The sequence below is a fragment of the Dactylosporangium sp. NPDC051087 genome, assembly GCF_055586325.1.
Genome location: NZ_JBVJIJ010000001.1, coordinates 306,138 through 319,940 on the forward strand (window position 1 = coordinate 306,138; position 13,803 = coordinate 319,940).

Annotated in this window: 13 protein-coding genes and 1 pseudogene; 9 read left to right on the forward strand and 5 right to left on the reverse strand. The window is 69.7% G+C overall.

The features are described from left to right. Positions 1-200: 200 nt before the first annotated feature. A complete protein-coding gene (locus tag ACZ6TV_RS01440; protein ID WP_465294110.1) occupies positions 201-671 on the forward strand; it encodes an alpha/beta fold hydrolase in 471 nt (156 codons plus the stop codon). Here ACZ6TV_RS01440 and ACZ6TV_RS01445 read toward each other — a convergent pair. The 5 genes and pseudogenes from ACZ6TV_RS01445 to ACZ6TV_RS01465 form a co-directional block, all read right to left on the reverse strand. Further along, a complete protein-coding gene (locus ACZ6TV_RS01445; protein WP_465294112.1) occupies positions 652-1,740 on the reverse strand; it encodes a TolB family protein in 1,089 nt (362 codons plus the stop codon). The two genes, ACZ6TV_RS01440 and ACZ6TV_RS01445, sit on opposite strands and share 20 nt — an antisense overlap. Continuing rightward, a pseudogene (locus ACZ6TV_RS01450) lies at positions 1,737-2,254 on the reverse strand (SigE family RNA polymerase sigma factor). The gene ACZ6TV_RS01445 and the pseudogene ACZ6TV_RS01450 overlap by 4 nt, the downstream one beginning before the upstream one ends. A 237-nt stretch (positions 2,255-2,491) precedes the next feature. After that, complete coding sequence (locus tag ACZ6TV_RS01455) at positions 2,492-2,956, reverse strand: Rieske (2Fe-2S) protein (RefSeq protein WP_465294114.1); 465 nt, start codon at positions 2,954-2,956, stop codon at positions 2,492-2,494. A 16-nt stretch (positions 2,957-2,972) separates the two neighbouring features. Next, the gene (locus tag ACZ6TV_RS01460; RefSeq protein WP_465294116.1) at positions 2,973-3,551 is read right to left on the reverse strand and encodes a DUF6529 family protein; all 579 of its coding nucleotides are present in this window, start codon (positions 3,549-3,551) and stop codon (positions 2,973-2,975) included. Between the two features lie 16 nt (positions 3,552-3,567). Continuing rightward, positions 3,568-4,284, reverse strand: a complete 717-nt coding sequence (locus ACZ6TV_RS01465; protein ID WP_465294118.1) for a hypothetical protein — start codon at positions 4,282-4,284, stop codon at positions 3,568-3,570. Between the two features lie 144 nt (positions 4,285-4,428). Between ACZ6TV_RS01465 and ACZ6TV_RS01470 the strand changes: the two genes are divergently transcribed. The 8 genes from ACZ6TV_RS01470 (at position 4,429) to ACZ6TV_RS01505 (ending at position 13,783) form a co-directional block, all read left to right on the forward strand. Next, positions 4,429-6,336: an adenylate/guanylate cyclase domain-containing protein gene (locus ACZ6TV_RS01470; protein ID WP_465294120.1), complete on the forward strand. Its 1,908-nt coding sequence runs from the start codon at positions 4,429-4,431 to the stop codon at positions 6,334-6,336. Next, positions 6,333-6,989, forward strand: coding sequence for a Crp/Fnr family transcriptional regulator (locus ACZ6TV_RS01475; RefSeq protein WP_465294122.1), 657 nt, complete (start codon positions 6,333-6,335; stop codon positions 6,987-6,989). The genes ACZ6TV_RS01470 and ACZ6TV_RS01475 overlap by 4 nt, the downstream gene beginning before the upstream one ends. Positions 6,990-7,199: 210 nt before the next feature. Further along, a complete protein-coding gene (locus ACZ6TV_RS01480) occupies positions 7,200-9,545 on the forward strand; it encodes an immune inhibitor A domain-containing protein (RefSeq protein WP_465294124.1) in 2,346 nt (781 codons plus the stop codon). Between the two features lie 51 nt (positions 9,546-9,596). After that, positions 9,597-10,046: a hypothetical protein gene (locus ACZ6TV_RS01485; RefSeq protein WP_465294126.1), complete on the forward strand. Its 450-nt coding sequence runs from the start codon at positions 9,597-9,599 to the stop codon at positions 10,044-10,046. A 34-nt stretch (positions 10,047-10,080) separates the two neighbouring features. Next, positions 10,081-10,599, forward strand: coding sequence for a peroxiredoxin (locus ACZ6TV_RS01490; RefSeq protein ID WP_465294128.1), 519 nt, complete (start codon positions 10,081-10,083; stop codon positions 10,597-10,599). Further along, positions 10,596-11,150 carry a DsbA family protein gene (locus ACZ6TV_RS01495; protein WP_465294130.1) on the forward strand — a complete coding sequence of 185 codons (555 nt, stop codon included), beginning with the start codon at positions 10,596-10,598 and terminating at the stop codon, positions 11,148-11,150. The genes ACZ6TV_RS01490 and ACZ6TV_RS01495 overlap by 4 nt, the downstream gene beginning before the upstream one ends. A gap of 448 nt (positions 11,151-11,598) precedes the next feature. Next, the gene (locus tag ACZ6TV_RS01500; protein ID WP_465294133.1) at positions 11,599-12,225 is read left to right on the forward strand and encodes a GOLPH3/VPS74 family protein; all 627 of its coding nucleotides are present in this window, start codon (positions 11,599-11,601) and stop codon (positions 12,223-12,225) included. Between the two features lie 112 nt (positions 12,226-12,337). Next, entirely contained in the window at positions 12,338-13,783 is a 1,446-nt protein-coding gene (locus tag ACZ6TV_RS01505; protein WP_465294135.1) for an APC family permease, read from the forward strand. The last annotated feature ends 20 nt before the right edge of the window (positions 13,784-13,803 follow it).

The following is a 13,803-nucleotide window of genomic DNA, read 5'->3' on the forward strand; positions in this document are numbered from 1 at the left end:
TCGGCGGTGGGGGTGTTTCACCGGACCTCCTGTTAGCGGACAGGTCGATGGCTTCCCGCCGACTGGAAGACATCGATGTGCGCCAGACAGTAGCGTCTTTCGTTCAGAAACAACAGACTTTCCTCTATGTCTGCAAAAGTTGGTTCCCTCTTGGGTGGGCCATCTGCAGTGCTGTCGCGGCAGTTGGGTATGAAATGAGGGTGTTCGATGAACGGGTCGATCTCTGGGACGTGACCCTCCGGGTCCGCCGGGAGGGCGCCGGACCACCGGTGCTGCTCCTGCACGGCCACGCCGGCACCCTGGAGGCCTGGGATCCCCTCGCCCCGGTCCTCGCCACCCGGCTCACGGTCGTCCGTCCCGACCTGCGCGGCTACGGCGGGTCCGCCCGTGCGACCGACGAGGACTGGCCGGCGCTCGAGCACGAGATGGCGCTGGACTGCCTCGCGCTCATGCACTCGCTCGGCCACGACACCTTCGCCGTCGTCGGGCAGGACCTCGGCGGGCACGTGGCCGCACGGCTCGCGGCGGAGCACCCGACGAAGATCGACCGCCTGGTCGTCGTCGACGCCGTCGTGCTGCCCCCGCCCGCCCTGCCCACGCTCGTGCTGTGGTCGGGCGGGCCCCCGTTCACCGAGTCCCTGCTCGACTTCCTCACGCCCGGTAGAACATGACCGCGCCCGGATCGTGCGCCGGCAGCGGGTACGTGTGCATCACCTTCCACGCCTTGTCGAGCACCTTCACCTGGGTCGCGGTGACCAGGACCGCACCGCCCGCGCGGAACCACACGTGCTGGAACGTGCCCAGCGACAACCGCTTCTTGGCGACGGTGTCGTAGACCAGGACCGTGCTGTACACATGGCTCGGGTCGCTGTTGACGTTGCCCAGCGCCACGTAGCGGCCGTCGTCGGAGACCGCCTGGACCGACGAGGGGCAGCCGGCGGTGATCTGGCACTCCTCGAGACCGGCGACCGACACTATCCGCGGCGAGCTCCCGTCCACCTTCGAGACCTTGATGGCGTCGGCCTGGTGCGGATAGGCGATCGTGGCGCCGTTCGGGGAGTAGGCCAGGTACTGCGGCTCGTCCCGCACCGGCGACGAGGCGCCGGTCGCCGCGTCGTACCGGACGCCGTCCGCGATCAGGCCCGTGCCGTCAGGCGTCCAGATGACGGTGCTCCCGCCGTCCCACCTGACGTCGCGGGCGACCACCCTGCGGGCCCCGCCGCTGCTGACGACGACCAGGTCACCCGGGGCGATCTGGTCGTGGTTCGGCGACGTGTTGATCGCCAGACGGGTCCCGTCCGGCGACGGCGTCGCGTAGACGTCCTTGCCGGTCGCGGTGCCGAAGTTCACCGTCTGCGAGATGCCTCCGGCGTACCGGCGCAGCTCGATCGGGCGGCCGGCCTTCAGCGTGAGGAAGGACAGCTCCCCCGGGATGGCGTCCACAGTGGACGGCGGCACCGAGCCCGGCGAGGATGACGAGGACGGCGGCACGACGGCTGGCGCGGACGGCGCGATGGACACGCCCGGCACCAGGTCGGGCCGCCTGTCCTCGGACTGGAACCGCAGCACGGCCGCGCCGCCGGTCAGGACCGCCACCACCGCGACCGCGGCAGCGGACACGGCGATCATCCGGCGGGCCCGCAGCCGCCGCGACGTGCGGTCCACCCGGTCGCGGAGGGCGGCGAGGTCGGTGCCGGTCATCTCGCCGGCCAGGTCGTCGAACTGCTCGTGCAGGTTCATCGGAACATCCCCTCCGTCGCCAGGTCCGGCAGTGCCCTGCGCAGCGCCGCCAGACCGCGCGACACGTGGCTCTTCAGCGTGCCGACCCGGCAGCCCAGCAGCTCGGCGGCGGCGGCCTCGCTGTGGTCCTCGAAGTACCGCAGCACCAGGGCCGCGCGCTGGCGGGTCGGCAGGGTCAGCAATGCCTGCCGCAGCGCCAGCCGGTTCGCCGCGTCGCCGGCCGGGTCGCCGCCGCCACGGCCGTCGCGGCGCTCCGGCAGGTCGCCGGGGAGCGACTCCGGGACGCGTCTGCGGCGCCACCGGCTGACCTGCAGGTGGTACATGACCTGGCGGGCGTACGCTCGGGGTTGCCCCCGTCGCGCAGCTTCCGCCACGCCCGGTGCGTGCGGGCCAGGGCGTCCTGCACCAGGTCCTCGGCGAGGTGCCGGTCACCGGTCAGCAGGTAGGCCGTGCGCAGCAGCGCCGGGGTCCTGGCCCGGTAGAAGGCTTCGAAGTCGTGCTCGTCCTGTTCCATCGCCGCCGCGGCTACGCGGTGTGGAGGAGCTCGCCGGCGGGCGCCGGGAAGGTGGCGGTCACGGTCCGGGCGGTGCACGCGATGCGGTTCATGGGGTGGGGCTTCCTCCCGTGTGGTGTTCCAGTGACCGCTATAAACGCCACCTCCGCGCGATCGGATTACACAGGATCCGGAGATTCTCAAAAGCCGGCTGCCCGGGATCCGCGAGGGGATCCCGGGCAGCCGACCCTGTGGGAGCTAAGCCTTCGAGATGGCGTCGCCGTCGACCTTGATCGCGACGGCCTTGAGCGCCTTGTTCGCCGGACCGTTCGCGACCGAACCGTCGGCGACCTTGAACTTGCTGCCGTGGCACGGGCAGTTGATGGTGCCGCCGGACACGTCTCCCACGACGCAGCCGGCGTGCGTGCACACGGCGGTGAAGCACTTGAACTGGCCGGCGGTCGGCTGGGTCACCACGATCTTCTGGTCCTCGAAGATCTTGCCGCCGCCGACGGGGATGTCGGACGTCTTGGCGAAGCCCTTGTTGCCGGCCGGCGCCGGCGCGCCGGTCTCGCCGGCGGCCGTGGTGGCGGCCTCACCACCGCCGGTGTCGGCGGGGGCGGCCGTGCCGGTGTCGCCGTAGGCCGCGCAGCCCGCGAGGGCCGCGGTGAGCCCCACCGCGCCGGCGCCGGTCAGCAGGGTCCGTCGAGTCGTGTTGCTCATGGTTCTTCGATCCCTTTCAGATCTTGACGCCGAATGTGGTGAAGAACCACAGCGCGGAGGTGACGAACAGGCCGGACAGTGCGGTGAAGACCAGGCCGCCGAACAGCGGCAGCGCCCAGTTCGGCACGCCCTTCTTCGCCAGCAGCAGCATCTTCGCGGCGAAGACGCCGTAGAAGAAGCAGCCGAACAGCGAGTGCATGAGCGTACGGGTGTCGAAGTCCGCGAAGCCCAGCGCGTACAGGCAGTGCAGCGCGACCGGGATCGACGCGAGGAACGCCAGCCGGCCGGACCAGCGGTGCACCCCGCCGAGCCAGGACGCGTTGCGCAGCGGGATCTTGCCGTACATGACGAGCGCGGTGAACAGCTGCACGACGGCGAGCACGAAAGCCAGCGTGGCGAGCCACACCTTGACGGTCTGCGGGCTGGAGAAGCCCGCGACGTTCACCGCGATGCCGGTCGGCTCGTGCAGCTTGCCGTAGACGCCGAGCGCACCGGCGACGAAGCAGGCGACCAGCACGGGCACGATGAGGGTCGCGGCCGTCTTGGGGTTGGTGGGCTGGACGACCGGAGCGGTCTGGGTCTCATCCGGGGACATGGTGACGGCTCTCCTCTCAGTAACCGGAGCTGGCGTTGGGGTTGCCCGCCTCGATCGGGACCTGGGTCCCGTCGACGGTGGCGGTTTTGCTGTTCACGTCGAACGGCGGCGCCTCGCTGGTCTCGCCGTTCTTCGTCTGCACGCCGACCTGGCGCCCGTCGGGCAGCACGACCCAGCTGGCGTCGAGCTTGCCGCGCAGTGAGGCGGCCGAGCGGTACAGCCCGGACGGCGCGGTCGCGGTCTTGATCGTGAAGCCCCACGACTTGGTGCCGGCGCTGACGTTGCCCTTGGCCTGGCCGCTGCCGTAGGTGCCCTTCAGGCTGCCCTTGGCGCCGGTCAGCTCGATCTGACCGTTGGCCATGGTGCCGTTGAGCCAAGCCTCGACCTTCTTGCCGTCGCAGACGTAGGCGATCGCCTTGCCGTTGTTGACGACGATGGCGAGCGACGCGGCGCCGCCGTCGACGGACCCGGCGTAGGTGACCGTGCCCTGCTGGGCGGCGTTGCCGGTGCCGTCACCGACCGCCGCGCTGGACGCCGGGGCCGCGGCACTGGACGGAGGGTCCGCGGCCGGCTGCGAGGAGGCGGGAGCGGCGGGTGCCGCGGCCGTGGTGGCCTGGTTCGCCGCCGCGTTGTTCTTCTCGACGTCGTTGCTGAGGTCGACATTGAGCGTGTACAGGACGCCGGCCACTACAAGTCCGGCGCCGAGCGTGATGAGCGGTGCCTTGAACTTCATCGGTAACTCCCACAGTTGATCGCACCCGACAGGTGCTTCGCTGAATATGAGACCGAGGTTGGCGTACGGTGTCTGCGTCCAAAGACGCACAACGCAACTGCTGCAATGTCGCCAAAGTGACCAGCCTCGAGAATGGTGCGTTCGATGCCTCGTGTCGTCGTGTGGGCGACCCACCTCGCCCTGCCGCTCGCCGGGTTGTGGCTGCTGCTGACCAGGCCCGGGGCGGACCTGATCTGGCAGCATCACGACACGCACTTCTGGCTGGTCCTCACCGTCGCCGCGGTCAACATCGCGGTCGGCGCGGCGATGAGCGTGGCCGCCCGCCGCCGGCAGGACGGGCGGCTGTTCCTGGTCTCGCTGGTTTTCCTGTCCGGTGCCGGATTCCTTTTCGCGCACGCGATCGCCACGCCGAAGGTCCTCATCGCGCACCCGAATGCCGGCTTCGACATGGCGATGGCCGTCGGATTGATCATCGGTTCCGTTCTCGCGGTGGTGTCGTCGGTACGACTGCCGCCCGGCATCCCGAAATGGCAGCTCGTTCTCCGGCCGTTGCTGGCGCTGGTGCTGTTCGGGTGGGTCGTCGTCTCGCTGCTCGACCTGCCGCCGCTGAACCGGCAGACCCAGGTGCGCGACGTCGAGGGCCCGATGGTCTACGCCTCCTACGCCGCGGTCGCGCTCTACCTGGTCGCCGCGGTGTGCTTCTACCTGCGGTACCGGCGCACCCCCGGCGTGGTGCTGATGTCCGTGGTGACCGCGTTCGTGCTGCTCGCCGAGGCGATGCTGGCGGTGACCCTGGCGGACAAGTGGCGGCTGTCCTGGTGGGAGTGGCACCTGATCCTGACCGCCGCGTTCCTGTTCGTCGGCTACTCCGCCTATGTGCAGTACCGGCGCGAGGGCAGCGCGGCCGGCCTCTTCGACGGCATCGCGGCCGCCGAGACCACCCGCCGGATCCGGGCGCAGTACGAGACCGCCCTGGAGGAGCTGGTCACGGCCCTGCAGGAGTCGGAGGCCGGCGGCCGGCCGGAGAAGCTCGCGGCGCGGATGGCGGCCCGCTTCGGCCTCACCGAGAAGCAGGCCGAGGTCCTCGACCGGGCCGCCGCCGCGCTGCTCGCCGAGCGGGACCTGTCGGGCCGGCTCGGCGCGCTGGTCACCGTCGGCGAGCAGGCCCGCGTCGGCGCCGGCGAGGAGGAGTTCCTGCGCTCGGCGGTGGCGGCGGTCCGCCCGTCCTTCGGTGCCGTCGAGGTCGGCCTGGTCCACGACGGCGTGCCGGGCGTGGCCGGGCAGGACGTGCTGCCGCTGACGGTCAAGGGCCAGGTCGCCGGCGGGGTGCGCATCCCCGCCACCGGCCGCCCCGAGCTGCGCGCGACCCTGGCCAACCAGCTGTCCATCGGCCTGGAGAACTCGCGCCTGTATGCGGAGCTGTCGACGCTCTTCCGGCAGTACATGTCCCCGGACGTCGCGGCCGCGCTGCTCGCCGACCCCGACCAGGCGGCGCTCGGCGGCCAGCTGGTCGACGTGACCGCGCTCTTCGCCGACCTGCGCGGCTTCACGACCTTCTCCGAGGCGGTCGAGCCCGGCGAGATCGTCGAGATGCTCAACCGGTACCACGGGGTCGCGGTGCCCTGCATCCTCGACAACGGCGGCACCATCGTGCAGTTCGTCGGCGACGCGCTGCTGGCGCTGTTCAACGCGCCCGCCCGGCAGGCCGACCACGAGACCCGCGCGGTCCGGGCCGCCCTGCAGATGCAGGAGGCGGTCCGCGGGATCGCCGCCGGGCACCCCGACTGGCCGAAGTTCCGGGTCGGCGCCAACACCGGACCGGCGCTCGTCGGCAACATCGGCAGCGAGCTGCTGCGCGGCTTCAACGCGATGGGCGACGCCGTCAACGTCGCGGCCCGCCTGCAGACGATCGCCGAGCCCGGCCAGGTCGTCATCGGCGGCGCCACCTTCGACGCGCTCCGCGACGTGGTCGCCACGCCGCTCGGCGAGCTCGAAGTGAAAGGACGCCGACAGACAGTCCGGGCATATGTGGTGGAGACTCTGCACTCGTGACCGAGTTCTACGACCTGCTCAGCGCCGACGAGCAGGCCGCCCTGGAGGCGGCCGGGCATCGGCGGCAATGGAAGCGCGGCGCGGTCATCGGCCGCGAGGCGAGCCGCTCCGAGCTGGTGGTCATCCTCAAGGACGGCCGGGTGAAGGTCTCCTCGGACACCGCGTCCGGGACCGAGGTGGTCCTCGCCGTGCGGGGGCCCGGCGCGCTGCTCGGCGAGCTGTCCGCGGTCGACGGCGGCCCGATGTCGGCCACGCTCACCGCGCTGGAGCCGGTCACCGCGCTCGCCGTGCCGTCGCCAGACTTCGAGCGGTACCTGCTGAGCCATGCGCGCGTCTCGATGCTGCTCATGCGGGAGCTGATCGGCCGGCTTCGGGACGCGGACCGCAAGCGGATCGAGTTCGGCGCCTACGACACCACCGGACGGGTCGCGGCGCGCCTCGTCGAGCTCGCCGAGCGCTTCGGCGAGCAGACCGGGGAAGGGCTGCGCATCAGCCTGCCGCTGTCGCAGGACGAGCTCGCCGGCTGGACCGGATCGTCCCGTGAGGCGGTCACGAAGGCGTTGCGCACGCTGCGTGAGGAGGGCTGGATCCAGACCGGTCGCCTGCACGTGATCGTCCGGGACCTGTCGGCATTGAGAGATCGCGCTCAATAGGCCTGGTCTTCGCGAGGGTCACCCTTGCGTTGACCCTTGCAACTATGCGCATACCCCGTAGTTGATCTTTATCGACTTCGGGGAACGCCTAGTCTCTCGCGACAGGTGCATCGAGGCATCGACATCATGCCTGGGTGCTTTCGCCCCACCAGGGAGGTACCTGTGCGTAAGTTGACCGTGGGACTTCTGAGTCTCACGCTTGCGTCGGGTATGGGGGTGTTCGTCGGTGGTGGTGCCGCATTCGCGGTGCCGTCGTCCGGGGGACCGTCCGTAGCCGACGCCGCGTCACCCTCCGACGAGCTGCCTAACCCGTTGGAGGACAAGCGGCGCGAATCCCGTGAGGTCGCGATCTCGCAGATCCTGAGCGGCCAGGCGACGCCGGAGAAGCGTGGTTCCAGCACGGTCGTGAAGATCGGCAAGAAGGGCCAGACCGGTAAGGGTGGCGACACCAAGACCAAGAAGGCCCGCGTCGACCAGTACGTCGAGCTGAGCCGGGAGAAGACCGACAAGATCTTCGTCGTCCTCGCCGAGTTCGGCAACACGCGGCACCCGAGCTACCCGGACCAGGACACGAGCGCCGCCACCCCGGGGCCGACGGTGTTCGACGGGCCGCTGCACAACGCGATCCCGGAGCCGGACCGGTCGGTCGACAACTCGACCCTCTGGGAGCAGGACTTCAGCCAGCAGTACTTCTACAACAAGTACTTCGCCACCGGCAGCGGTGCGGAGTCGCTGAAGACGTACTACGAGAAGCAGTCCTCGGGTCGCTACAGCGTCGAGGGTCTCGTCACCGACTGGGTGAAGGTCCCCTACAACGAGGCCCGTTACGGACGTAGCAACGGCTACCCGTGCGCCAGCAACGTCTGCAGCAACACCTGGTACCTGATCCAGGACGCGATCAACGCGTGGGTCGCCGGCCAGCAGGCCCAGGGCAAGACCGACGCGCAGATCAAGGCCGCTCTCGCCTCCTACGACCAGTGGGACCGCTTCGACTACGACGGCGACGGCGACTTCAACGAGCCCGACGGCTACATCGACCACTTCCAGATCGTCCACTCCGGCGGCGACCAGGCCGACGGCGACCCCTACCAGGGCGAGGACGCGATCTGGAGCCACCGCTGGGCGGCGTTCCAGAACTTCACCAGCGGCCCGTCCTTCAACCAGATGGGCGGCACGCAGATCGGCACCACCGGTCTGTGGGTGCGTGACTACACGATCCAGCCCGAGAACGGCGGCCTGAGCGTGTTCGCGCACGAGTACGGCCACGACCTCGGTCTGCCGGACCACTACGACACCTCGGGCGCCGGCGGCAACGCCGAGAACCCGGTGAACTGGTGGACCATCATGGCCCAGAGCCGGGTCAGCAAGGCCGGCGACAACAACATCGGTGACCGGGCCGCCGACCTCGGCGCCTGGGACAAGCTGCAGCTCGGCTGGCTCGACTACGAGATCGTCGTGGCCGGGCAGAACAAGACGCTGGACCTCGGGCCGCACGAGTACAACAGCAACAAGGCCCAGGCCGTCGTCGTGGTCCTGCCGAAGAAGCAGATCGTGACCCAGCTCCCGGCCCCGCCGGAGGGCACCAAGTCGTGGTGGAGCGGATCCGGCGACAACCTGAACAACTCGCTGAGCCGCACCGTCGCGATCCCCGCGGGCACGACCACGCTGAGCTTCAAGGCGGCGTGGGACATCGAGGACTGCGGCCCCGACGCGTGTGACTACGCCTACGTCGAGGTGGACGACGGCACCGGGTACAAGTCGATCCCGGGCAACATCACCACCGCGGCCGAGGGCAACGGCATCGACGGGACCAGCGCGGGCTTCGTGCCGGCGACGTTCGACCTGTCCGCCTACGCGGGCAAGACGGTCGGCCTGCGGTTCCACTACTTCACCGATGGTGCCGCCGGCGGCCAGGGCTTCTTCGCCGACGACATCAAGGTGACCAACGGCGCGACCACCGTCTTCGCCGACGGTGCCGAGGCCGGTGCCAACGGCTGGACCGCGGTCGGCTTCACCGCCGTGGGCAGCACGCTGACCACCGCGTACGACAACTTCTACATCGCCTCGAACCGCCAGTACGTGTCGTGGGACCAGTACCTGCAGAACGGCCCGTACAACTTCGGCTTCGCCAGCAAGCCGGACCTGGTGGAGCACTTCCCGTACGAGCAGGGCCTCCTGGTGACCTACTGGGACACGTCCTACTCGGACAACAACACCAGCCAGCACCACGGTGGTGGCCTGATCCTGCCGATCGACGCGCACCCTGACCTGATCTACAAGCTGGACGGCACCCCGTGGCGTCCGCGCATCCAGGGCTACGACGCGACCTTCGGCACGACCAAGGCCAGCTCCTTCACCCTGCACTACGGCCCCGCCAGCACCGCGAGCTACATCCGCGGCCAGAACGGTGTCGCCACGTTCGACGACAGCAAGAACTACTACCGCGAGGACCCGGCCACCAACACGTACTACGGTGTCAAGGTCCCGAACAACGGTGTGAAGATCAAGGTCGTGTCGACCAACGGCACCACCGTCAAGGTCAAGATCACCGGCTGAGCGGTTAGTCGCCAGCTGGAACCAGGTACGGCGGGAGGAGGTCCAAGTGCTATGAAACGCACACTGGGCCTCCTCCTCGCCGTATCGGTCCTGACCGTCCTGACCGGGTGCGCCGCGAAGTCGGCGGACAACCCGGCCGCCCCCGCGGGCTCGGCCCCTGCCCCCACCGCGGCTCCCTCGTCCACCGTGGCGCCCTCCGCGTCGAAGCCCGCCGCCGACCCCTCGGTGCTCACCACCCTGCCGTCCGGGGTGCCGAAGACCACCGCGCCGCACGAGCCCACCGACGACTTCTCCGTGGTCACCGCGCGCGGCCAGGTCCGCGTCGCCGGCGCCTGCGTCGAGCTGGTCACGTCCACGATCGTGTGGGTGCTGATCGGCCCGCCCGCCGTCGGCCTGAAGGCCGGCCAGCGGGTGTCCGTCACCGGCCTGCCCGACCCGACGTTCGAGTCGCAATGCTCCGGCAGCCCGCTGAAGGTCACGACGGTCATCCCGGCGGAGTGACCCGGCCCGCCGTGCCGCGGCGAACCGTTGAGGTATGAGCGGTTCTGTATCCCAGTCGGTCCTCCACGCTGGACAGCGGGCGCCCGACTTCGAGTTGCCCGACGCACCGGACCACAAGGTCGGCACGTCCCAGTTCCGTGGCCGCCCGACGGTGCTCGCGTTCTACCCCGCCGACTGGAGCCCGGTCTGCGGCGACCAGATGGCGCTGTACCAGGCGGTCATGCCGGAGTTCGAGCGCTACAACGCCGGGGTGGCGGGCATCTCCGTGGACAACGTCTGGTCGCACCGGGCGTTCGCGGAGGACCGGGGGATCACGTTTCCACTGCTGGCGGACTTCGAGCCCAAAGGCGAGGTCGCCCGGCGCTTCGGCGTCTACGACGAGCAGACCGGGGTCTGCGAGCGGGCCCTCTTCGTGCTCGACGGCGACGGCGTGGTGGCCTGGAGCCAGGTCTCGCCGCCCGGGGTCAACCCCGGCGCCGACGGGATCCTCAACGCCCTTGAGGGGATGTCGGGCATGTCCGGGTCCGACGGTGAACGGCGGCCGGTGTTGTGACCACGACCCCGTTCCAGGTGACCGTGGCCCGGCTGGTCGTGCCGGTCGGGGCCGAGGAGCACACCCTGTCCGACGGCGCGGTGTCGCTGGTGGAGTACGGCGACTACCAGTGCCCGTACTGCGGCATGGCCCACGCGATCGTGCAGGACCTGCTGCGGCTGCGGCACGAGACGGTCCGGTACACGTACCGGCACTTCCCGCTCACCAACGTGCACCCCTACGCCGACCTGGCCGCGGAGGTCGCGGAGGCGGCCGCGGCCCGGGGGAAGTTCTGGCCGGCGCACGACTGGCTCTTCGAGCACCAGCGCAGCATCAACCCGCGCCAGCTGATGGTCGGCGTCGAGCGGCTGGGCCTGCCGTCGGACGAGATCGCCGACGAGGTCGGCGCGCACGTCCACCTCGACCGGGTCCGCCGCGACTTCGTCGGTGGGGTCCGCAGCGGGGTCAACGGCACGCCGACGTTCTTCATCAACGGCATCCGCCATGACGGCGGCTACGGCCTCGAGGAGCTCCTCGAGGCCGTCGACGAGGCAGCGGAGGCAACGGTCTGACTTTTCCCGAACGTGAGACCGGCTCCCGTTACGCGCCGTGTGGGAGCCGGTCCTCACGCGTGTCCGCCGACGGTTACCCTGCGCGATATCGACGACTGAGTTCTGTACCGCAATCAGCAGCGAACAAGGCCCAACAATGCCCCCGCCGTACGGATCCGAATGTTACCCAGGGTTGGAGGTGGTGACGTTTGGACCCGAATTAGGAATCATCACGCTCGGTAGCCTTCGCTGGCTGAGTCGGGCGTCAATGTTGCTACAAGGGGTGGTCAATTATTCAAATCTCTATTACATATGTTGCGGAGCACTGTCCCGCAGTGCATGCTTTCGCGTTGGGTCCGTGAGATCTTTCGGATCCAAACTGAGCTGAAGATGGAAGTGCGGTGACGGTGCGCGCCAGGCTGGGGTTCGTGGCGCCCTTCACCCTGCCCTCTTCGAGGAGTGCGGGCGGATGCTGCTTGCAGATGACTTCTTCCTGATCGCGCACGACGACCGGGACGGACGGTCCCGCCTGTCGCAGCGCGCGGTCGAGTTCGGCCTCGCGGGAGCGATGCTCGGCGAGCTCGTGCTGGAGCAGCGGATCGTCTGTGAGGGCGACCGGCTCCGCGTGATCAGCCGGGAGCCTCCGTCGGACCCGCTGGCGCACACCAACCTCGCCACCATGATCGCCGAGACGCAGCACCGCGAGATCCGCACCTGGCTGCTCTTCCTCGGCCAGACCGCGGTCGACGCGGTCGGCCAGCGCCTCGCCCGCGTCGGACTGGTCGAACAGACCCAGGTCCGGCGGCTGCTGCGCACCACGACACGATGGGTGTCCACCGACATCAACCTCCCGGCCGGACGGGTGGTGCGGCTGCGCCGCCTGCTCACCGGTCAGGAGCCGATGCGGGTCGCCGACACCACGCTCGCCGGACTGGCGGATGCGACCGGCCTGACCGGTCACGTCCTGTGGGACACCGACCAGACCAGCGTGCGACGACTGCAACAGGCGGTCAGCGCCCTCCCTCCACCGCTGCGCGACCTGATCCTCCAGGTCGAGTCGGCGGTCGGTGACTCGGTGCTGTCGCAGCGCGGCTAGCGGACTTTCCTCTCCCCTTCCCCCCTTTAAACCCCCTGGAGGACCGATGTCCGCAACGTCGCCTGCGCGACCGAGCGTGGTATCCCAGGCACTGGCCCGAGACCGTCTCGGCGTGCCTTCCGTCATCATGTTCGCCCTCACGGCGGCCGCCCCCCTCATGGTGGTCGGCGCGCTCGTCTCGTCGGCCTGGGCCTGGGTCGGCGTGACCGGCTTCCCGCTCGCGTTCATCATCATCGCGATCGTCCTGGCGCTGTTCAGCTTCGGCTACGTCGCGATGTCCCGGCACATCACCAACGCCGGCGCGTTCTACAGCTACATCTCTCAGGGTCTCGGCCGGCCGCTGGGCGTCGGTGGCTCGCTCGTCGCGCTGCTCGCCTACAACCTGCTGCAGATCGGCCTCTACGGCGCCTTCGGCTTCTTCGCCTCGGTGATCCTCGCCGAGAAGAACATCGCCACGGTCGACTGGTGGATCCTGGCGCTCGGGCTGTGGCTGGTCATCGCGGTGCTCGGCCTGCTGCGGGTCGACGTCAACAGCAAGGTCCTCATGGTCCTGCTCGGCGCCGAGCTGATCGCCGTGACGGTCTTCGACTTCATCTTCCTGAGCAACCCGGCCGAGGGCGGCATCACCCTCGAGCCCTTCGCCTGGGGCTCGCTGAAGGACGCGGCAGGCCCGGCGTTCGCCGTCTGCATCACGGCCTTCGTCGGCTTCGAGGCCGCGCCGGTCTTCGCCGAGGAGGCCAAGGGCAAGAACCGGACCGTCGCCGTGGCCACGTTCCTCGGCCTCGCCGTCATGGTCGTCTCCTACGCCATCACCAGCTGGGCCGCCGCGGTCAGCATCGGCGTCGACCAGACCGTGCCGCTCGCCCAGGAGACCGCCGAGGGTGGCGGCCCCTTCTTCCCGACCCTCGCGGAGAAGGGCGGCACCTGGGCCGCCGACCTCGGCCTGATCCTGCTCACCACCAGCATCGCGGCCGCGGCCCTGAGCTACCACAACACGACCGCGCGCTACGCCTTCGCGCTCGGCCGCGAGCGGGTCCTCCCGGCGTTCTTCGGCCGCACCCGGGCCCGCTCCGGCGCCCCGGCGTCCGGCTCGATCTTCCAGACCGTGATCGCGCTCGTCGTGCTGGTGCTCTTCGCGGTCCAGGGCTGGGACCCGATGCTCAACCTGTTCTTCTGGCTGGGCACCTCCGGCGGCGTCGGCGTGCTGTTCCTGGTCTTCGCCACCTCGCTGTCGGTCATCGGGTACTTCCTCAAGGACGCCCGCGGCGAGGGCGCCTGGTCGCGGCTCATCGCCCCGATCCTGTCGTCGGTGGCGCTGGCCTACATCATCTGGCTCGTCGTCGACAACTTCGGCGGGCTGCTCGGCTTCCAGCCCGGCACCGAGAACGCCGCCGTCTGGGCGTTCCCGGCGGCGTACGGCGCGGTCGCGCTCATCGGCATCATCTGGGCGCTGATCCTGCGGGCCACCAGCCGGCAGGACTACGACTCGATCGGCCTCGGCGCCCGCGCCAACGCCGCCCGGTCGGACAACCCGGACTTCGCCTCGTCACAGCGGTAACCGATCCAGACACACGAAAG